The organism is Streptomyces hygroscopicus subsp. hygroscopicus, assembly GCF_001553455.1.
Taxonomy (GTDB): domain Bacteria; phylum Actinomycetota; class Actinomycetes; order Streptomycetales; family Streptomycetaceae; genus Streptomyces; species Streptomyces hygroscopicus.
In genome coordinates this window covers 1-19629 of sequence record NZ_BBOX01000367.1, presented here as the reverse complement: position 1 = coordinate 19629, position 19629 = coordinate 1, and the positions used below count along the sequence as shown (strand labels likewise).

Genomic DNA, 19629 nt, shown 5'->3' with positions numbered 1-19629 from the left:
CCGCGCATGCCCCGGCCCTTCCCGGCCCGTCCCTCCGCCCCGGCCGCCGCGACCTCCGGCCGCCCCCGGCCGTGCCCAGCCAGCCCCTGTGGCAATGTGCCAACGGGTCTCAGGAAGGGTGGGGCGGGCCGCCCCAGTGGAAGAGGGCCATGGCCACGCTGGTGGCCAGGTTGTAGCTGGACACCTGCGGCCGCATGGGCAGGGCCACCAGCCTGGTGGCCTGTTTCCGCAGCTCCGGGGAGATCCCGTGCCGCTCGGAGCCGAACGCGAGCAGCGCGTCGTCGGGGATGGTCAGGGCCCGGATGTCCGCCCCCTCCGGGTCCAGCGCGTACAGCGGCCCCTCCGGAAGGGCGTCCACCGGCAGCCGCTCCACCGCGGTGGCGTAGTGGAGCCCCGCGCCCGCTCGCACGGCGTTCGGATGCCAGGGGTCGAGGTCGCCGGTGGTGACCACGCCGGTGGCCCCGAACCCGGCGGCCAGCCGGACCACGGCCCCCACGTTCCCGAGGTTGCGGGGGTTGTCCAGGACGACCACCGGGGCCGGCCGGGGCCGCATGCACAGCTCGTCCAGATTCCGCTGGCGGTCGCGCCGGACCGCCAGAGCGGCGACCCGGGTGGGGTGCACCCTGGGCACCAGATCGCGCAGGGTCCCGGCCGCCACCTCCACCAGGAGATCCGCGATCACCTCGGTGAGGTCGTCGGCCAGGCCCGCGGCGAGTTCCACGGCCGCCGCTTTGTCGCTGGTGACCGCGGCGCGCACCTCCGCGCCGAACCGCAGCGCGTGCTTCAGCGCGTGGAAGCCGTCGAGCAGCACGGCCCCGGGGGCCGTCGCGCGCCAGTGCCGTACCGCCTGCGCGGCCTCGTCATCGATCATTCCCTCAGCGTACGAGGGCGTACGAGGGTGCCGGCCGGGGATTCCGCGTCGCTCTCCCGCGCCCGCTGACCCGGCAGCCTCACCGCCCGCGCCGTCACCCGGTCCCGGGCCCGGCCCAGCCGCGCCCCGGCCCAGCGCAGGAAGTTCGTCGGCAGGAAGACCGCGTCCGCCGCGATCGCGGCGAGCGAGAAGAAGGGCAGCCCCAGCAGCACGGCGATGCCGAGGTGCTCCAGCATCAGCAGGACCAGCATCGCGTTCTTGACCCGCCGGTTGAGCAGGGTGAAGGGGAAGGCCACCTGCGCGACGACCGTGCCGTAGGTCAGCACCATCACCAGGGTGCCGCTGCCGGCGAGCACATCGGCCAGCGCCGGCCAGGGCGAGAAGTAGTCCAGATGCAGCGGGTAGTAGAGGGCGGTGCCGTCCTGCCAGCGCGAGCCCTGGATCTTGTACCAGCCGGCCGACGCGTACAGCAGACACACCTCGGCCATGATCACCAGCAGCGCGCCGTTGTGCGCCACGTTGGCGAGCGCGTCCAGGACGGCGCGCGGCTCCCCCGGCGCATGACGCCGCACGAACCACCAGCCGGCCTGGACGATCCACAGCCCCCACAGGACGGTGGCCCAGCCCAGTCCGGGCAGCGGGCCGTCGGCGGTCAGGAAGAGCCGGGCGTCGGTGAACAGCTGCGCCCAGAGCAGGGCGGACCCGGTGACGGCCCACAGCACGACCCCGGTGGTCTCGCGGGGCGGACGCTCGCGTTCCGCCTCCCGGGCCGCCCGGCGCGCGTCCAGGGACCACACCCGGCCGCACCGGGTGAGCACCAGGTACATCGCCATCAGATGGACGAGATTGTCGCCCCCGTCCCCCACGAAGATGCTGCGGTTCTGCAGCGACAGCACTCCGATCATGAACAGCACGGACATGGTGCGGGTGCGCCAGCCCAGCAGCAGCAGGGCGCTGGAGACGATGGCGAGGGTGTAGACGATCTCGAACCACACCACGCTGTCGGACCACATGAGCGCGGTGAAGGCGCGGTTGCCGTCAATCAGCCGCGCGGCCATGTCCCAGTTCCACGGACCGTCCGGCCCGTAAAGCTCCCGGCGGTGGGGCCATTCGCGCACCAGGAAGAGCAGCCAGGTGAAGGAGAAACCGATGCGCACGACGGCGCTCTGCCAGGGGCCGAGCGCCGATGCGGTGACGCGGGCGTGGCCGCGTGCCGCGGCGGTCCGGAGGCGGGCGGGGAGGTTCACCGGCTCATCGCCCCCGGGAGGTCCTCGGCGGTCACCGTCCACCACGGCAGCACCCGGTACACCGTCTTGGTGTCGATCTTCTCGTCGCTCCAGGGCGGCGGCGCCACCGGAGTGGTCGCGGAGCGCACCTGTACCCGGCGTACGGTGCCGCCGTCCTCCTCACGGCCGAAGCGGAGCATCACGATCCGGCGGATGTACTGCCCGGAGAGGTCCCCGCGCGCCCCCTGCGGCCGCTCCTGCGCGTCATGCGAGCCGACGTAGAACTCCCAGGCGCGGCGCAGCTCGTTCTGCTGGGTGTGGCTGGGCAGCGGATTGTGGCGGATGGCCGCCCCGTCCTGGGCCGAGAGGTCACGCCAGCCGGTGGTCGCGGTACCGCCGTCGGGGGTGCGGATCTCGGCACGGGCCTGGACGGCGATGTTCTGCTGGAGCGGGTTGGGGGCGAACAGCTTCCAGACCCGTTCGAACTCCGGATAGACGTAGTCGTCTATCGCCGCGCCGTGCCGCTTGGTGAGGGTGTTGGGCGGTGAGACGCTCAGGAAGGCCGCCGCGAGGTGGAGGGTGGCGGCGACCACGGCGACCGCGACACCCACCGCGACGACCAGCTGTGCGGGCACCGAGAGCGGGGCGCGCGTTCCGCCCGCGTCGCCGTCCGGCCCCGGCTCCGGATCCGTCTCCGCCATACCCGCCCCGCTCCCCATGGTCCAGGTCTTCACACGCGTCGGTCGACCGCGCGCCCCCGTGGCCCCCGCGCCCCCGGCACCGTACCCATGCGGAACCGCCCGGCACAGCGCCCGCGGCGTTATCCGCACGGTTGACCCCTACGTTCCCCCGGCACACCACCGGGCCGAAGGCCGGTCCGCCACCGGCCGACCGCCGGGCTCGGGGCGAGCGGAGGGGATCCGGACTCCGGCCGCCGACGGCGCCGAGCGCACCGACAGCGTTCCCTTCTTGTAGAACCTGTTCTATCTTGACGGGCCGTCAGATGAAGCCGCGGCGCGGGAGGTACGGACAGTGGACTTCACCTTCACCGAGGAGCAGCAGGCGGCCGTCGAGGCGGCGAAGGCCGTCTTCTCCTCCGTCGCCCCGGACAGCGTGCCCAGCCCCGCGCTGACCGCCGGTGCCGTCGCCGAGGACATCGACCGCGGGCTGTGGCGGAAACTCGCCGAGGGCGATCTGCTCGGCCTGACCCTCGACCCCCGGTACGGCGGTTCGGGCCTCGACCCGCTCACCCTGTGCCTGGTGCTGCGGGAAGCCGGCCGGGTGCTGGCCCGGGTGCCCCTGCTGGAGTCCAGCGCCGCCGCGCTGGCCGTACAGCGGTACGGCGGGCCCGAACTGCGCGCCGCCGTGCTGCCCAGGGCCGCCCGCGGTGAGCTGGTCCTCACCGTGGCCGCCAGTGGGCGCACCGGCCACGGCCCGGCCGAACTCGCCGTCCAGGCCCGGCGGAACGGCGACGGCTGGGTGCTGGACGGCCTCCAGACCGCGGTCCCCTGGGCCCACGCCGCCGATCAGGTGCTGATCCCGGCCCACACGGGCGGGGGCGATACGGTCCTCGCGCTGGTCCCGCGCGGCCATGACGGCGTCGCACTCGATGAGCAGATCTCCACCAGCGGTGAGCGGCAGGCCCAGATCCGGCTGGACGCGGTGCGGCTCGCCGACCGCGAGGTGCTGGCCACGGACGGCGCCTGGGACTGGCTGCGCGACCTCCTCACCACCGGCACCTGTGCGCTCGCGCTGGGCCTGGGCTCGGCGGTGCTGGATCTCACCAGCGGCTATGTGAGCAAGCGTGAGCAGTTCGGCTTCCCGCTCGCCACCTTCCAGGCGGTCGCGGTGCAGACCGCCGACCGCTATATCGATCTGCGGGCCATGGAGGCCACCCTGTGGCAGGCGGCCTGGCGGCTGTCCCTGGAGGAGGAGCGGCCGACGGCGGGCGGAGCGCTGCCCATCGCGGGGGATGTCGCCGTGGCCAAGATCTGGGCCGCCGAGGGTGTGCGCCGCGTCGTGCAGACCGCACAGCATCTGCACGGCGGCTTCGGCGCGGTCACCGACTACCCCCTGCACCGCTACCACGCCTGGGGCAAGCAGCTGGAGCTCTCCCTGGGGTCCGCCGCGGCCCATGAGGAGGCGCTGGGCGAACTCCTCGCCGCGCACCCCCTCGGCTGACCGCGAGCCCCGCCGATCAGCGCCCACGGCGTGGCTCAGCGCCCACGGCACCGAACCGTATGGAACGGTACGGAACCGTCCCGAGCCGGACGGAACACGGCCGAGCAACGCGAAACAGGGCCGCTCAGCGGGACCGACCAGCGGGCTGACAAGCGGGGTGGATCAGCGGGCCGATCAGCGGGCCGACCAGCGGGGTGGATCAGTAGGGAAACCTCTAGAGCACAAAGGCCCCTTCGGCCGTGCCGTCGGGGCCGCTCACCATCGGCCGGCCCGCCGCGTCCCAGGCGAGCATCCCGCCGTCCACATTCACCGCGTCCAGCCCCTGCGCGATCAGATACTGCGTCACCTGCGCGGAGCGGCCGCCGACCCGGCACATCACATGCACCCGGCGCCCCTCGCCGACCGCCGAGGTCAGCTCGTCGAACCGCGCGACGACCTGGCCCATCGGGATGTGCAGCGCGCCCTCGACATGCCCGGCCGCCCACTCGTCGTCCTCCCGGACATCCAGCAGGAAGCCATCGGCCGGTACCGCCGTCGCCTCCACCTGGGGAAGCTGGGCAAAATGCATCAGACACACCTCTCATATGACGTCGGCAGCTGCGATAAACCTACTACCGCACCAGCTCCGCGAGCCGGGCCTCCTTCTCCGCGGCCTGGGCGAGCAGCTGCTCGGCGATCTCGTCCAGCAGCCCGTCGGGATCCTCCGGCGCCATCTTGATCATCGCACCGATCGCGCTCGACTCCAGCTCCGCGGCGACCGCGGCCAGCATCTCCTTGCGCTCGGCCAGCCACTCGAGCCGGGCGTACAGCTCCTCGCTGCGGCTCGCCCGCCGCTCCGGCGGCGGCGGACCGGCCTCCCACTCCTCGGCCAGCGCCCGCAGCGTCTCCTCGTCCCCCGCCGCATACGCCGCGTTGACCCGCACGATGAAGGCGCCGCGCCGCTCCCGCTCGGCCTCCTCCTCGGCCAGATCCGGATGGGCCTTACGGGCCAGCTCCCGGTAGATCCGGCGGGCCTCCTCACTCGGCCGCACCCGTGGCGGCGGCTGCACGGGCTGCTCGGTGAGCATCGCGGCCGCCTCCGGTGAGAGCCCCTCCGAATCGATCCAGCCGTGGAACAGCTCCTCCACACCCGGCATCGGCTGCACCAGCCCCCGCGCCTCCCGGGCCCTGCGCATGTCCTCCGGGTCGCCGGTGCGCGCCGCGACCGCCTCGGCGATCAGCGCGTCCAACTCGTCGAGGCGCGAGTACATCGGCCCGAGCCGCTGGTGGTGCAGCCGGGAGAAGTTCTCCACCTCCACCCGGAAGGTCTCCACCGCTATCTCGAACTCGATCAGCGCCTGCTCGGCCGCGCGCACCGCCCGCTCCAGACGCTCGGCGGCCTGTGCCTCCGCCGCCGCCCGAGCCCCGGCATCCCCGGCCCCGGATGCCGCGGCCCCGGCAGCCCCGGCCCCGGATGTCGCGGCCCCGGCAGCCCCGGACCAGGACTCCGCGGCACCGGGCCCTTGGGGACGAGGCTCCCCGGACCGTGCCTCCCCGGACCACTCGTGCGATTCCGCCTGGGGCTCCGCGTCCGACACCGATTGCCGTGCCTGCTGCTGCGCTTCCGGATTCGTCACCCGCTCAGACTACGTCCGGCTGCGTCCGGCGGTCATAGGCGATGGAGCTCACCCCCGCCCACGTCTCACACCCCCATCTCGGCCGCTATCCGCCCCGTGCGCACCGCCGTGACCAGGGCGGAGTGATCCGCTTCCGTACGATCCGCGTACGCCACCGCGAAGGCGGCCACCGCCTCGTCCAGCTCCTCCCCCTTACCGCAGTAGCCGGTCAGCAGCCGAGGGTCGGCGCTGTGGCTGTGCGCCCGCGCCAGCAGCGCCCCGGTCATCCGCCCGTAGTCGTCCATCTGGTCCGCGGCCAGCGCCGCCGGGTCCACGCTTCCCTTGCGGTTGCGGAACTGCCGCACCTGGTAATGCCGCCCCCGGACCGTCGTCCACCCCAGCAGGATGTCGCTGACCACCTGCATCCGCTTCTGGCCGAGCACCACCCGCCGCCCCTCGTGTGTGACGTCCGGCACCTTGAAACCGGCCTTCACCACATGCGGCAGCAGCGCGGAGGGGCGCGCCTCCTTCACCTGGAGCACCAGCGGCTCGCCCCGGTGGTCGAGAAGGAGCACCACATAGGAGCGGGTGCCCACGCTGCCCGTGCCGACCACCCGGAACGCCACGTCGTGCACCTCGTAGCGCGAGAGCAGCGGCAGCCGGTCCTCGGGCAGCGTGCCCAGGTACGCGGCGAGCGAAGAGGCCACCGCCGCCGCCTCCTCGTCCGGCACCCTCCGCAGAACCGGCGGCGCGTCCACGAAGCGCCGGGCGCCCGGCCGCCCGGAGGAGCCCTCCTCGCCCGGAACGGGCTCGGTGGACCGGGCGGCGTACCGCGCGCTGGTGTTCCGCCGGGCCTTCTCGGAGACCCGCTCCAGCGTCCCGGCCAGGTCCTTGGCGTCCGTGTGAGAGACCAGCTCCTCGTCCGCGATCGCGTTCCACGCGTCCGCCGCCGGGAGCTTGGCCAGCAGCCGCACCGTGCGCCGATAGGCGCCCACGGCGTCCTGGGCCGCCGCCCGGCAGGTGTCCTCGTCGGCGCCCGCCTCCCGTCCGGCCAGCACCAGCGAGACCGCGAGCCGCTTCACATCCCACTCCCACGGCCCGTGGACGGTCTCGTCGAAGTCGTTGAGATCGATGATCAGGCCACCGCGCGCATCTCCGTAGATCCCGAAGTTGGCGGCGTGGGCATCGCCGCACAGCTGTGCCCCGATGCCGGTCACCGGTGTGGTCGCGAGATCGTGCGCCATCAGCCCGGCGGCCCCGCGCAGAAAGGAGAAGGGAGTCGCGGCCATCCGCCCCACCCGGATCGGGGTGAGCTCCGGCAGCCGCCCGGCGTTCGACCGCTCGACCGCCGCCACCGGATCCGGCCGCCCGGCGTCCGTCGGCGGCTCGGCGTGCGCCGAGCGCGGCACCCGCTTGCGCAGCGCCTTGCCCCGCTGCCGTGGGGACGGCCCGTCACCGCGCCATACGGCGAAGCCCGGAACCGGAGGCAGCCGGCGGGCCGCCCCGCCCACGGCGCCCCCGCCGCTCGCCCCGCTCGCCCCACTCGGGCCGCTGACCCCACTCGGGCCGCTGACCCCACTCGGGCCGCTCGCCCCGCTCGCCCCTCTCGCGTCGCCCGTACCGCTCAAGGCCCCGCCGCCGCTTCGGCCGCCCTCGCCGCTTCCGTCACCCTGACCGCTCCGGCCGTCCGTCATCGCGCCCCCGCCCTCTTCGCACACGACATCGACTGAGCAGACCGTACCCCCTGTCGCCCCACCCCGTCAGAGCCTGTGGAAAACCCCGGCGCGCATGCCGAAACCCCAGCTCAGAAGCGATTCGCCCGCACCGGCCCAGGCCCGGCCCACCTCCAGCCCCTCCAGCCCCACCAACCCAGCCAGGCCCGTCCCGACCCGACCCGTTTCCAGCCCAGGCCCGTCTCGACCCGTCCTTGACCCGGCCCGTCCCCAACCCAACCAGCCCAGGCCCAACCAGCCCAGACCCAGCCCGCTTCCGGGCCAACCACAGGCACGTCCCCAGCCCAGGCCCGTCCCGGCCCGGCCCGCCTCAGTCCCGGAACTGCTCCGGGCATGCGCCGCCCGAGGGCAGATGGTTCTCCGCCCACCGCGACAGCTCCTTCAGCGCGGGCTCCAGCGCCCTCCCCGCGTCCGTCAGCCGGTAGGCCACCCTCAGCGGCGGCCCGGCGTCGACCTCCCGCACCACCAGACCCGCCGTCGTGAGCTCGGTGAGCCGGTCGGACAGCATCCGCTCGCTGATCCCCGGGATCGCCCGCCGCAGTTCGGCGAAGTACGCACCCTGTTCCGTCAGCACGGCCACGATCAGCCCCGTCCAGCGCTTGCCGAACAGCTCGAAGAACCGCGTCATCTCGCTGTCGACCTGCTTGCAGGGCTCCTCGTTGCGCTCCCCACGACCCTTCGCCATGCGATACAGACTACTGCGTTCCCGTTCGAAGCTGCGAAAAAGTAAGCTACTGTGACATCCGTAGGTACGTAGGTATTACCGGCCCCTCTCCTCGGGGCCCTGTTACCGGAGGCATTCATGCCAACTCTTCTGCACCTGGACACGTCCGTCTTCCCCGGTGAGTCCTCCGCTTCCCGCTCGGTCACGGCCACCTTCCGCAAGGAATGGGAGGCCCAGCACCCCCATGGCACGGTGATCTACCGCGACCTGGCCGCCGAGCCGGTTCCGCACCTGGACGGCCTCGCGGTCACCGCCGGTTTCACTGCCCCGGATGAGCGCACCCCCGAGCTGCAGGCCGCCTTCGCCCTGCGGGAGACCCTGACCAGCGAGCTCGAGCAGGCCGACGTGGTCCTGATCTCCGCCCCGATGTACAACTTCACGATCCCCTCGACCCTCAAGGCGTGGCTGGACCACGTGATCATCATGGGCCGCACCGCGGGCGGCGAGCAGACCACCGTCTCCGGCACCCCCACCGTCGTCGTCGCCAGCCGCGGCGGTGGCTACGGCCCCGGCACCCCGCGGGAGAGCTTCGAGTTCGTCACGAACTTCCTGCAGAAGGCGCTGGGCGAGGCGCTCGGCCTCGATGTCGAGTTCGTTGTGCCCGAGCTCACGCTGGCCCGCAGCAATCCGGCCATGGCCGACCTCGTCGAGGCCGCGGACGCCTCCAAGGCGAAGGCCCACGAGGAGGCCGCGGCCAAGGCCAAGGCGCTCGCCGCCCGCTTCGCCGCCTGATCCGGACTTCCCCGGTATCAGGTCCCAGGGGTCTCCCCGCTCCCGGGGAGGCCCCTGTCATCGCGCCACAACATGGCCGAAGATCATCAGAAAACAGAAGCGCGCCTGCCCGGGCCATGGAAGATCCTGACCAGGCGCGGGCGATGACCCGACAAGGCACGGAAGACCAGACGATCAGGGGACAGAAGAGCAGAGGAACAACGCGAAGCGGGCCCCTCCGAGCGACTTTCGTCACTCCGGAGAGACCCGCTCCGGTTGGTGCGCGAGGGGGGAGTTGAACCCCCACGCCCTTTCGGGCACTGGAACCTGAATCCAGCGCGTCTGCCTATTCCGCCACCCGCGCATGGGTGTTGTCATCCGGCCGCTCGTACCGCTCCCCGGGTTGATCTTCTCGATCCGCCCGGCTCGTGTGGAGCGCCTTCCGACATCCAGAACACTAGCACGCCCCGCGGGGTGCCATCACACCCGTTCTCGATGCCCCCGCCCCCACCCGTCCTCGGAGCGCCACGGTTGCGGGACACTGTCGTCAGGGCACCTCTACGATCCCTGTGAGAGGTGACACTGCTCCACAGGGCCAGGAAGGGGAACCACCCGATTTCCCGACGCGTGGATACGATCAGTAAGCAGTACCAGGACGGCATAGAGCACGACTGAGGAAGGAGGTGCCCCGTGGGAGTACTGAAACGCTTCGAGCAGCGTCTCGAGGGCCTCGTGAACGGCACCTTCGCCAAGGTGTTCAAGTCCGAGGTCCAGCCGGTCGAGATCGCCGGCGCCCTCCAGCGTGAGTGCGACAACAACGCCACGATCTGGAACCGTGACCGGACGGTCGTCCCCAACGACTTCATCGTCGAGCTGAGCACGCCCGACTACGAGCGGCTCAGCCCCTACTCGGGCCAGCTCGGCGACGAGCTGGCCGGTATGGTCCGCGACTACGCCAAGCAGCAGCGTTACACCTTCATGGGCGCCATCAAGGTGCATCTGCAGAAGGCCGACGACCTCGACACCGGCCTCTACCGGGTGCGCAGCCGGACGCTGGCCTCCAGCGAGTCGCAGGACCAGCAGCAGGCGCCGGGCCGCGCGCCCGGCGCCCCACAGCAGCGCCCCGGTGGTTACGGCTACCCCGCCCAGCCCGCCGGTGCCCCGCCGATGCCGTCCGCGCCCCCCGGCGCCCGTCCGGTGTCCCGCACCGGCGGCGCCGGTCCCCAGCCGCAGGGCCAGACCCGCCGCTGGATCGAGATCAACGGCACCCGCCATCAGATCTCCCGGCCCACGCTCGTCCTGGGCCGCTCCACCGACGCCGACGTGCGGATCGACGACCCCGGTGTCTCCCGCAGGCACTGCGAGATCCGGGTCGGAACCCCACCGACCATCCAGGATCTCGGGTCGACCAACGGCATCGTGGTGGACGGACAGCACACCACGCGCGCTACGCTCCGCGACGGCTCGCGGATCGTCGTGGGCAGCACCACCATCGTTTACCGGCAAGCCGAAGGGTGAAGCGGGGGCAATGTCAGAGCTGACCCTCACGGTCATGCGGTTGGGTTTCCTCGCCGTACTGTGGCTGTTCGTCATCGTGGCCGTACAGGTCATCCGCAGTGATCTGTTCGGGACCCGCGTGACCCAGCGCGGGACGGCGCGGCGCGGCGCCCCCGACCGGCCGCAGCAGCAACAGCGGCAGAGCGCGCCACCGCAGCAGCGTCAGCAGTCCGGTGGCCGCGGCCGCCGTGGCGCCCCCACCAAGCTGGTGGTCTCCGAGGGCACGCTGACCGGCACCACGGTCGCCCTGCAGGGGCAGACCATCACCCTCGGCCGTGCGCACGATTCAACAATCGTGCTGGACGACGACTACGCCTCCAGCCGGCATGCCAGGATCTACCCGGACCGTGACGGCCAGTGGATCGTCGAGGACCTCGGGTCCACCAACGGCACCTATCTCGACCGGACCCGACTCACCACGCCGACACCGATTCCGCTGGGTGCGCCGATCCGCATCGGCAAGACCGTCATCGAGCTGCGGAAGTAGTAGGACCATGACGACCGGAGGGTGGGCAGCGTGGTGGGCAAGGGGCTGTACCCGGAGCCGACGGGCGAGGTGCGCATGAGTCTGTCACTGCGTTTCGCGGCCGGATCGCACAAAGGCATGATCCGGGAGGGCAACGAGGACTCCGGCTACGCCGGTCCCCGGCTGCTCGCCATCGCCGACGGCATGGGCGGCCAGGCCGCCGGCGAAGTTGCCAGTTCCGAGGTGATCTCCACCCTCGTCCAGCTCGATGACGACGTCCCGGGCTCGGACATCCTGACCTCCCTGGGCAGTGCCGTGCAGCGGGCCAATGAGCAGCTGCGGGTCATGGTCGAGGAGGACCCCCAGCTGGAGGGCATGGGCACCACGCTCACCGCCCTGCTGTGGACCGGCCAGCGGCTCGGTCTGGTGCACGTCGGCGACTCGCGCGCCTATCTGCTGCGTGACGGGGTGCTCACCCAGATCACCCAGGACCACACCTGGGTGCAGCGCCTGGTCGACGAGGGCCGGATCACCGAGGAGGAGGCGGGCACCCACCCGCAGCGCTCCCTGCTGATGCGGGCGCTGGGCAGCGGCGACCACGTCGAGCCCGATCTGTCCATCCGCGAGGTCCGGGCCGGCGACCGCTATCTGATCTGCTCCGACGGCCTGTCCGGCGTCGTGAGCCACCAGACCCTCGAGGAGACCCTCGCCAGCTACCAGGGCCCCCATGAGACCGTGCAGGAGCTGATCCAGCTCGCCCTGCGCGGCGGCGGCCCCGACAACATCACCTGCATCGTCGCCGACGTCCTCGACGTCGACGGCGGTGACACCCTCGCCGCCCAGCTCAACGACACCCCCGTGATCGTGGGCGCGGTCGCCGAGAACCAGGTCCCCCTCGGGGACGGCGGGGCCGCGCACACCCCCGCGGGGCGCGCCGCCGAGCTCGGCCGGTCCGTACCGCAGCAGGGGGACGCGCAAGGCGGCTTCGGACCGCCCGGCAGCGGCGACCCGGCCATCGGCGGTCCACCGCAGGGCAGCTTCGGAGCGTACGCCGACGACGACTTCAGCAAGAAGAGCGGCCGCAAGACATGGGCCAAGCGGTCGCTCTTCATCGTGCTGGGCCTCGCCGTGATCGGCGGCGGGCTCTACGGCGGCTACCGCTGGACCCAGACGCAGTACTACGTGGGCTCCAACGGCGACCATGTCGCGATCTACCAGGGCATCAGCCAGGACCTCGCCTGGATCAAGCTCAACAAGGTCCACGAGGACCACCGCGAGATCGAACTCAAGTACCTCCCGGCCGACCAGCGCGGCCGTGTGGAGGACACCATCGCGGTCAGCGGCCTCGGCCAGGCGCAGGACAAGACCAAGGACCTCGCCACCCTCGCCAGCGCCTGCAAGAAGGCCGAGGCCCAGGAGAAGGCCGAGGAGCGCCAGAAGGACCTCACCGGCGACAAGGGCAAGGGCGACAGCGCCGGGAACAAGGCGCCCAGCAGCGCCACGCCGACCCAGGGCGGCAGCAGCCGGCCCGGGACCGAAAACGAGAACCAGATCGGAACGCGCACCGCCCGGGCCACCACCAAGCCCACGCCGACGACGTCTCCCACTCCGAAGCCCGGCCCCACCCTCTCGGAGGAGGAGAAGAAGTTGGCCCCGCAGTGCAGCAGCACCCAGCAGTGAAGCCGTAAGGGGCCGTCCACCCATGAGCAGTAGTACGACCAATACGACGACGATCAGTACGGCCGGGCCGCCGAGCAGGCGGAACACCGAGCTGGCCATGCTGGTCTTCGCGGTGATCATTCCGGTCTTCGCCTACGCCAACGCGGGCCTGGCGCTCAGCGACGAGATGCCGTCCGGCATGCTCAGCTACGGCCTCGGGCTCGGCCTGCTGGCCGCCGTCGGCCATCTGGTGGTCCGGAAGTTCGCGCCCTACGCCGATCCGCTGCTGCTGCCGATCGCCACGCTCCTCAACGGACTGGGGCTGGTGCTCATCTGGCGGCTGGACCAGTCCAAGCGGCTGGCCCAGCGGGCGGAGAACATCGGCCAGGTCTTCTCGCCCTCGGCCCCCAACCAGCTGATCTACTCGGCGCTGGGCGTCGCCCTCTTCGTCGGCGTCCTGATCCTGCTCAAGGATCACCGCCTCCTCCAGCGCTACACCTACATCTCCATGGCGGTGGCGCTGATCCTGCTGATCCTTCCGGTGTTCTTCCCGCCCCGCTTCGGCGCGCGCATCTGGATCAGCATCGGCAGCTTCTCCATCCAGCCCGGCGAATTCGCCAAGATCATCATCGCGGTCTTCTTCTCCGGCTACCTGATGGTCAAGCGGGACGCGCTCGCGCTGGCCAGCCGCCGCTTCATGGGGCTGTACCTGCCGCGCGGCCGCGACCTCGGCCCGATCCTGGTGGTCTGGGGGATGAGCATCCTCATCCTGGTCTTCGAGACCGACCTGGGCACCTCACTGCTGTTCTTCGGCCTCTTCGTCGTGATGCTGTACGTCGCCACCGAGCGCACCAGCTGGATCGTCTTCGGTCTGCTGATGTCCGCGGTCGGCGCGGTCGGCGTCGCGACCTTCGAACCGCACGTCCAGCAGCGTGTGGACGCCTGGCTCGACCCGTTCGCGGCCTTCAAGACCGGCGGCAGTGACCAGATCGCCCAGGCGCTGATGGCCTTCGGCTCCGGCGGTGTCTTCGGCACCGGACTCGGCCAGGGCAACTCCGACCTCATCGGTTTCGCCGCCAACTCCGACTTCATCCTGGCCACGGTCGGCGAGGAGCTCGGGCTCGCGGGCACCATGGGGATCCTGCTGCTGTACGGCCTGATCGTGGAGCGCGGTGTGCGCACCGCCCTCGCGGCCCGCGACCCGTTCGGCAAGCTGCTGGCCATCGGCCTGTCCGCGGCCTTCGCCATCCAGGTCTTCGTCGTCGCGGGCGGTGTGATGGGCCTCATCCCGCTGACCGGTATGACCATGCCCTTCATCGCGTCGGGTGGTTCGTCCGTCATCGCCAACTGGGCACTCGTCGCCATCCTGATCAAGATCAGCGACACCGCGCGCCGCCCGGCGCCGACGCCCGCTCCCACCACAGACGCCGAGATGACCCAGGTGGTCCGACCGTGAACAAGCCCCTGCGCCGAATCGCGATCTTCTGCGGACTCCTCGTCTTCGCCCTGCTGCTGCGGGACAACTGGATCCAGTACGTCCAGGCCGACGAGTTGAAGAACCACGAAAAGAACCGCCGCGTCCTGATCGCCCGTTACAGCCAGCCGCGCGGCAACATCATCGTCGACGGCCAGCCGATCACCGGATCCGTCGAGACCAACGGCACCGACTTCAAGTACAAGCGCACCTACAAGAACGGCCCCATGTGGGCGCCGGTCACCGGGTACGCCTCACAGGCCTACGACGCCAACCAGATCGAGAAGCTCGAGGACGGCATCCTCACGGGCAACGACGACCGCCTCTTCTTCAACCGGACGATCGACATGATCACCGGCAAGAAGCAGAAGGGCGGCGACGTCATCACCACGCTGAACGGCAAGGCCCAGGAGGCCGCGTTCAAGGGCCTCGGCGACAAGAAGGGCGCCGTCGCCGCGCTCGACCCGCGCACCGGCAAGATCCTCGCCCTCGCCTCGACCCCGAGCTACGACCCCTCGACGATCGCGGGCGGGTCCAGCAAGGACGAGAAGGCGTGGAACGCGCTCAAGCCGAAGAACGACAAGGACGACCCGATGCTCAACCGGGCGCTCCGTCAGACCTACCCGCCCGGTTCGACCTTCAAGGTCGTCACCGCCGCGGCCGCGCTGGAGAACGGCAAGTACACCGACATCGACGCGCCGACGAACTCCCCGGACCCCTGGAAGCTGCCGCTGTCCACCCAGGACCTGCCCAACGAGGGGAACATCCCCTGCAAGAACGCCTCGCTGCGGCAGGCACTCCGCTACTCCTGCAACACGGTCTTCGGCAAGCTCGGTGACGACCTCGGCAAGGACAAGATGCGGGAGCAGGCCGAGAAGTTCGGCTTCAACAAGACGGTCGACACCCCCGTCCGCGCCTACGCCAGCGTCTACCCCAAGGACATGGACCGGCCGGGCAACGCGATGTCGGCCATCGGCCAGTTCGACAACCGGGCCACCCCGCTGCAGATGGCGATGATCGCCGCCGCGATCGCCAACGACGGCAAGATGATGAAGCCGTACATGGTCGACTCGCTGCGCGCCCCCAACCTCAACACCGTCGAGCAGACCGACCCGGAGGAGATGGGCCGGCCGGTCAGCCAGGAGAACGCCCGCAAGCTCCAGGACATGATGGAGACCGTGGTCAAGGAGGGCACCGGCACCAGCGCCCAGATCCCGGGCGTCACGGTCGGCGGCAAGACCGGTACCGCACAGCACGGCGTCGCCAACAGCAAGAACCCCTACGCGTGGTTCATCTCCTACGCCAAGGGGAACGACGGTTCCCCGGTCGCTGTCGCGGTCGTCATCGAGGGCTCCAACACCCTCCGCGGCGACATCGCCGGTGGCAAGCTGGCCGCGCCGATCGCCAAGAGCGTGATGCAGGCCGTCCTGGAAACCGAGGGCAACAAGTGACGCCCGTCACGTCCGGATACCAATCCCGCACGTCGCCGTACCGGTCCGGTATCAAGTAGCGGCTGAGGCCGGGTCCCGTAAGACGTGCCGGGTACGGTATGCGCGAGCAGCACTTCACCGGCCCCCACAGGTGCGGCCGGGATCCACGGAAGAGGGCTGGAGTAGCTATGGAAGAGCCGCGTCGCCTCGGCGGCCGGTACGAGCTGGGCTCAGTGCTCGGCCGGGGCGGGATGGCGGAGGTCTACCTCGCGCACGACACCCGCCTCGGCCGTACTGTCGCTGTGAAGACGCTCCGGGCGGACCTCGCCCGTGACCCGTCCTTCCAGGCCCGGTTCCGCCGAGAGGCCCAGTCGGCCGCCTCGCTCAACCATCCCGCGATCGTCGCGGTCTACGACACCGGCGAGGACTACGTCGACGGTGTCTCGATTCCGTACATCGTGATGGAGTACGTCGACGGCTCCACCCTGCGTGAACTCCTTCACTCGGGCAGAAAGCTGCTCCCCGAGCGCTCGCTGGAGATGACCATCGGCATCCTCCAGGCCCTCGAGTACTCACACCGCAACAACATCGTCCACCGGGACATCAAACCGGCCAACGTCATGCTCACGCGGAGCGGCCAGGTCAAGGTGATGGACTTCGGCATCGCCCGGGCCATGGGCGATGCCGGTATGACCATGACGCAGACGGCCGCCGTCATCGGCACCGCCCAGTACCTCTCCCCGGAGCAGGCCAAGGGCGAGACCGTCGACGCGCGCAGCGACCTGTACTCCACCGGCTGTCTGCTCTACGAGCTGCTGACCGTGAGACCGCCGTTCGTGGGCGACTCCCCGGTGGCCGTCGCCTATCAGCACGTGCGGGAGGAACCGCAGCCGCCGAGCACGTACGACCCCGAGATCACCCCGGAGATGGACGCCATCGTCCTGCGGGCCCTGGTCAAGGACCCCGACTACCGCTACCAGTCGGCCGACGAGATGCGCGCCGACATCGAGGCGGCCCTGGAGGGCCAGCCGGTCGCCGCCACCGCCGCGCTGGGCGCGGTCGGCTACGGCTCCGACGACAAGCCCACCACGATGCTGCGTCCGCAGGACTCCGGTGCCGGGGCGCAGACCTCGATGCTCCCGCCGATGCGCGAGGACGACGGCGGCTTCGGCTACGACGAGCGGCCGGACCGCGGACGGGGGCGCGGCGGGTCCGGTAAGAAGAGCAATCTCTCGACGATCCTGCTGATCCTGGCCGGGATACTGGTGCTGGTCGGCGCGATCTTCATCGGGAAGTCGCTGTTCGGGGGCGGCAACAACGACGGCTCCGTCCAGGTCCCCAACCTCGTCGGCAAGTCGTTCGAGGAGGCCACGAACCAGGGCGAGAACGGCGACTTCAAGGTCAAGAAGGTCGGCTCGAAGTTCTGTGACGACGCGGAGAAGAACACCGTCTGCGAACAGAACCCCGAGGGCGGCGGCGACATCGAGCGGTTCGGCACGGTCGAGCTGACCATGTCCAAGGGCCCCAAGCCCGCGGCGAGGGTCGAGGTGCCCGACGTCCTGAACGTGCAGTACGAGTCGGCCAAGGCTCAGCTCGAGTCCAAGGGCTTCACGGTCGAGCAGAAGACCCAGCAGTCGGACCAGACCGCCGGCAAGGTGATCGACCAGGACCCGAAGGGCGGCAAGAAGGTCGCGAAGGGCTCCACGATCACCCTGACCGTCGCCGAGGCACAGCAGAAGGTCGTCGTCCCGGACGTGACCACGCAGAAGGTCGAGGACGCCACGTCCTCCCTCCAGGGGAAGGGCCTCAAGGTCCAGACGCAGGAGGTGGAGAACGGCGACGTCGAGGCAGGCACGGTCACCGACCAGACGCCCAAGGGCGGCCAGGAGGTCCTGCCCGGTTCGACGGTCACCCTGACCGTCGCCAAGGCGCCCGCGGAACCGGAGAAGGCCCAGGTGCCCAACCTGGGCGGCCAGTCCCTCAAGGACGCCAAGAAGGCGCTTCAGGACCTGGGGCTCAACGTGGGCAACATCGCCGGTCCGCAGGACGACAACGCCACCGTGGTGGCCAGCCAGCCCGGTGCGGGCACCGAGGTGCCCAAGGGGCAGTCCGTGAACCTCATCACGGTCGGCGGGCACGGTAACGGCGGCGGGGACGGCAACGACGGAGGCTTCTTCGGCGGGCCGAACGGCGCCCTCTCCATCGGCTAGGTTGTTCTGTCCCCGGCCCCCTCGAAGGGGCCCCGAGCACGGGGAAGCCCCCGGCACCACGGGAAAGGTGCCGGGGGCTTCGCCGTATCCGCTGGAGCCGCGGCGTCCTCGCGGCCCGCGCGCCCGAAGGGGCCCGCGCGAAAGGGCCCGCGCGTCGTCACCGCGTCCGAAGGGGCCCGCGCGTCCGAAAGGGTCACCGCGCCCGAAAGGGGTCAGCGCAGTTCCTTGGGGGGCGTGCGGTCCGCGTCGACCTTCTCGGTGCGCTCCAGTTCGCCCCAGACAATGTAGCGGTGGCGCGAGGTGTAGACGGGGGTACAGGTCGACAGGGTGATGTAACGGCCCGGATGCTTCTTCCCGGACTCCTTCGGGACCGCGTTCAACACGTCCACGTTGTACTTCGAGGTCTCCGGCAGCGTCGCGTAGACCTTGTAGACGTACCAGGTGTCACGCGTCTCGAAGACCACCGCGTCACCGTCGTGGACCTTGTCGATGTTGTGGAACTTCGCGCCGTGCCCGTCCCGGTGCGCGGCCAGGGTGAAGTTGCCCTTCTTGTCCCACGGCATCGCGGACTTGACCGGCTTGGTGTAGTAGCCGGCGACACCGTCGTTGAGGGTCTCGGTGCTGGTGCCCTTCTTGACCAGCACCTCGCCGTTGTGCATGGACGGCACGTGCAGGAAGCCGATGCCGTCCTTGGTGTCGAGCTTGCCCGGCTTGCCCGGCCCCTGCTGCGACCACTGCTTGCGCACCCGGTCGCCCTGTTTCTTCGCCTCGCGGTCGGCCAGGACATTGGTCCACCACAGCGAGTAGACGACGAACAGGGCGAGGATCAACCCCGCGGTGATCAGCAACTCGCCGAACAGGGCTATGGCCGCGGCCACCCGTCCACGGCCGGGACGGCGGCTGGGCGCTGCGGGCGGGCCGGAGTGCCGGTCCTGCCGCTCCTCGTGGTCGGTCCGTGCCACCGCGTCGTACCCCTTTTTCTGGTGTTCCGGCTGTTCCGGCTCATCCGACCAGCGCGTCCGGCTTGCCCTCGCTACGCGGCCGCTCCTCGACCATCTTGCCCCAGACGATCATCCGGTAGGTGCTGGTGAACTCGGGGGTACAGGTGGTCAGCGTGATGTAGCGGCCCGGCCCGGTGAAACCGGATCCGGGCGGCACCGGCTTGATGACGCCCGTGTTGGACGGCGGCGTCTGCGGCAGGATGCTGCTCATCTCGTAGGTGTAGTACCGGTTCTGCGTCTCGACGACGATCTTGTCGCCGGGCTTGAGACGGTTGATGTAACGGAACGGCTCACCGTGGGTGTTGCGGTGTCCGGCGAGCGCGAAATTGCCCTTCTTGTCCCACGGCATCGCGGTCTTCAGCGGGTTCTTGCCGTAGTGGCCGACCATGCCGCGGTCGAGGACCTTGTGTTTGTCGATGCCCTCGGCGATCGGGGCCTTCACATCCAGCTTGGGGATGTAGATGATCGCGAACCCCTGGCCGGGGGAGAAGGCGCCCGGGTCGCGGTCGTCGCCGTTCTCGTCCCACTTCTTCTGCAGGTTGTTGGCGGCGCCGTTCGCCTGCTGATGGGCACGGACGTTCGTCCACCACAGCTGGTAGGTGACGAAGAGCAGCATCACCACGCCGAGCGTGATGAACAGCTCGCCGACCACCCGGCTGACCACCACCCCGGGGCTGTCCTTGCGCGCCCGCGCGGCGCGCTTGGCCTCCATACGGGTGCGGGGCGGGGCGGCCCCGGCGCCCCGCGCGCCCCCGGGGGCCCCCGGGGCGCCCGTTTCCGCCGTGCCGCCC

General features: G+C 70.7%; 17 protein-coding genes and 1 tRNA gene. 8 read left to right on the top strand and 10 right to left on the bottom strand.

Annotated features, from left to right (window positions below; all coding sequences use genetic code 11):
* Positions 1-109: 109 nt before the first annotated feature.
* The 3 genes from AXW62_RS31580 to AXW62_RS31570 are packed head-to-tail and all read right to left on the bottom strand — an operon-like array spanning position 110 to position 2798.
* Positions 110-871: a TrmH family RNA methyltransferase gene (locus AXW62_RS31580; protein ID WP_060947510.1), complete on the bottom strand. Its 762-nt coding sequence runs from the start codon at positions 869-871 to the stop codon at positions 110-112.
* Positions 868-2118 (bottom strand): HTTM domain-containing protein, encoded by a 1251-nt coding sequence (locus tag AXW62_RS31575; RefSeq protein ID WP_060947509.1) that lies wholly within the window; start codon positions 2116-2118, stop codon positions 868-870. Before AXW62_RS31575 ends, AXW62_RS31580 begins: the two co-directional genes overlap by 4 nt.
* Entirely contained in the window at positions 2115-2798 is a 684-nt protein-coding gene (locus AXW62_RS31570; protein WP_060947508.1) for a DUF5819 family protein, read from the bottom strand. Before AXW62_RS31570 ends, AXW62_RS31575 begins: the two co-directional genes overlap by 4 nt.
* 331 nt (positions 2799-3129) lie before the next feature.
* Between AXW62_RS31570 and AXW62_RS31565 the strand changes: the two genes are divergently transcribed.
* A complete protein-coding gene (locus AXW62_RS31565) occupies positions 3130-4278 on the top strand; it encodes an acyl-CoA dehydrogenase family protein (RefSeq protein WP_060947507.1) in 1149 nt (382 codons plus the stop codon).
* A 214-nt stretch (positions 4279-4492) separates the two neighbouring features.
* Here the strand turns inward: AXW62_RS31565 and AXW62_RS31560 are convergent, their stop codons facing one another.
* From AXW62_RS31560 to AXW62_RS31545, 4 genes are all read right to left on the bottom strand, one after another.
* Complete coding sequence (locus AXW62_RS31560; RefSeq protein WP_060947506.1) at positions 4493-4846, bottom strand: rhodanese-like domain-containing protein; 354 nt, start codon at positions 4844-4846, stop codon at positions 4493-4495.
* 43 nt (positions 4847-4889) lie between these two features.
* Positions 4890-5855, bottom strand: a complete 966-nt coding sequence (locus tag AXW62_RS31555; RefSeq protein WP_079115895.1) for a hypothetical protein — start codon at positions 5853-5855, stop codon at positions 4890-4892.
* 104 nt (positions 5856-5959) lie between these two features.
* Positions 5960-7567 (bottom strand): DUF2252 domain-containing protein, encoded by a 1608-nt coding sequence (locus AXW62_RS31550; protein ID WP_079115894.1) that lies wholly within the window; start codon positions 7565-7567, stop codon positions 5960-5962.
* A gap of 349 nt (positions 7568-7916) precedes the next feature.
* Positions 7917-8291, bottom strand: a complete 375-nt coding sequence (locus tag AXW62_RS31545) for a winged helix-turn-helix transcriptional regulator (protein ID WP_060947503.1) — start codon at positions 8289-8291, stop codon at positions 7917-7919.
* A gap of 117 nt (positions 8292-8408) precedes the next feature.
* On the opposite strand from AXW62_RS31545, the gene AXW62_RS31540 reads away from it, so the two are divergent.
* Positions 8409-9062 (top strand): FMN-dependent NADH-azoreductase, encoded by a 654-nt coding sequence (locus AXW62_RS31540; protein ID WP_030827865.1) that lies wholly within the window; start codon positions 8409-8411, stop codon positions 9060-9062.
* A gap of 256 nt (positions 9063-9318) precedes the next feature.
* On the opposite strand, the gene AXW62_RS31535 is transcribed toward AXW62_RS31540, so the two are convergent.
* Positions 9319-9405: transfer RNA gene (locus AXW62_RS31535), tRNA-Leu, on the bottom strand.
* A gap of 326 nt (positions 9406-9731) precedes the next feature.
* Here AXW62_RS31535 and AXW62_RS31530 point away from each other — a divergent pair.
* The 6 genes from AXW62_RS31530 to pknB all read left to right on the top strand — a co-directional run bounded on the left by AXW62_RS31530 (position 9732) and on the right by pknB (position 17837).
* Positions 9732-10559: an FHA domain-containing protein gene (locus AXW62_RS31530; RefSeq protein WP_060947502.1), complete on the top strand. Its 828-nt coding sequence runs from the start codon at positions 9732-9734 to the stop codon at positions 10557-10559.
* Positions 10560-10569: 10 nt separating this feature from the next.
* Entirely contained in the window at positions 10570-11085 is a 516-nt protein-coding gene (locus tag AXW62_RS31525; RefSeq protein WP_030827859.1) for an FHA domain-containing protein FhaB/FipA, read from the top strand.
* Positions 11086-11160: 75 nt separating this feature from the next.
* The gene (locus AXW62_RS31520; RefSeq protein ID WP_236259872.1) at positions 11161-12744 is read left to right on the top strand and encodes a PP2C family protein-serine/threonine phosphatase; all 1584 of its coding nucleotides are present in this window, start codon (positions 11161-11163) and stop codon (positions 12742-12744) included.
* Positions 12745-12766: 22 nt separating this feature from the next.
* Positions 12767-14179 (top strand): FtsW/RodA/SpoVE family cell cycle protein, encoded by a 1413-nt coding sequence (locus AXW62_RS31515; protein ID WP_060947500.1) that lies wholly within the window; start codon positions 12767-12769, stop codon positions 14177-14179.
* The gene (locus tag AXW62_RS31510) at positions 14176-15648 is read left to right on the top strand and encodes a peptidoglycan D,D-transpeptidase FtsI family protein (RefSeq protein WP_060947499.1); all 1473 of its coding nucleotides are present in this window, start codon (positions 14176-14178) and stop codon (positions 15646-15648) included. Before AXW62_RS31515 ends, AXW62_RS31510 begins: the two co-directional genes overlap by 4 nt.
* 167 nt (positions 15649-15815) lie before the next feature.
* The gene (pknB, locus tag AXW62_RS31505; RefSeq protein ID WP_060947498.1) at positions 15816-17837 is read left to right on the top strand and encodes a Stk1 family PASTA domain-containing Ser/Thr kinase; all 2022 of its coding nucleotides are present in this window, start codon (positions 15816-15818) and stop codon (positions 17835-17837) included.
* Positions 17838-18049: 212 nt separating this feature from the next.
* On the opposite strand, the gene AXW62_RS31500 is transcribed toward pknB, so the two are convergent.
* The gene (locus tag AXW62_RS31500; RefSeq protein ID WP_060947497.1) at positions 18050-18799 is read right to left on the bottom strand and encodes a class E sortase; all 750 of its coding nucleotides are present in this window, start codon (positions 18797-18799) and stop codon (positions 18050-18052) included.
* A gap of 40 nt (positions 18800-18839) precedes the next feature.
* Positions 18840-19629: class E sortase (locus tag AXW62_RS31495; protein ID WP_252368809.1), on the bottom strand; the 790-nt coding region annotated here is incomplete at its 5' end.

Bases quoted from the DNA above. Each gene is read 5' to 3' on its own strand.
- AXW62_RS31580 (WP_060947510.1), bottom strand. From the start codon at position 871: ATGATCGATGACGAGGCCGCGCAGGCGGTACGGCACTGGCGCGCGACG.
- AXW62_RS31570 (WP_060947508.1), bottom strand. From the start codon at position 2,798: ATGGCGGAGACGGATCCGGAGCCGGGGCCGGACGGCGACGCGGGCGGA.
- AXW62_RS31560 (WP_060947506.1), bottom strand. From the start codon at position 4,846: ATGCATTTTGCCCAGCTTCCCCAGGTGGAGGCGACGGCGGTACCGGCC.
- AXW62_RS31550 (WP_079115894.1), bottom strand. From the start codon at position 7,567: ATGACGGACGGCCGGAGCGGTCAGGGTGACGGAAGCGGCGAGGGCGGC.
- AXW62_RS31545 (WP_060947503.1), bottom strand. From the start codon at position 8,291: ATGGCGAAGGGTCGTGGGGAGCGCAACGAGGAGCCCTGCAAGCAGGTC.
- AXW62_RS31540 (WP_030827865.1), top strand. From the start codon at position 8,409: ATGCCAACTCTTCTGCACCTGGACACGTCCGTCTTCCCCGGTGAGTCC.
- AXW62_RS31525 (WP_030827859.1), top strand. From the start codon at position 10,570: ATGTCAGAGCTGACCCTCACGGTCATGCGGTTGGGTTTCCTCGCCGTA.
- AXW62_RS31520 (WP_236259872.1), top strand. From the start codon at position 11,161: ATGAGTCTGTCACTGCGTTTCGCGGCCGGATCGCACAAAGGCATGATC.
- AXW62_RS31515 (WP_060947500.1), top strand. From the start codon at position 12,767: ATGAGCAGTAGTACGACCAATACGACGACGATCAGTACGGCCGGGCCG.
- pknB (WP_060947498.1), top strand. From the start codon at position 15,816: ATGGAAGAGCCGCGTCGCCTCGGCGGCCGGTACGAGCTGGGCTCAGTG.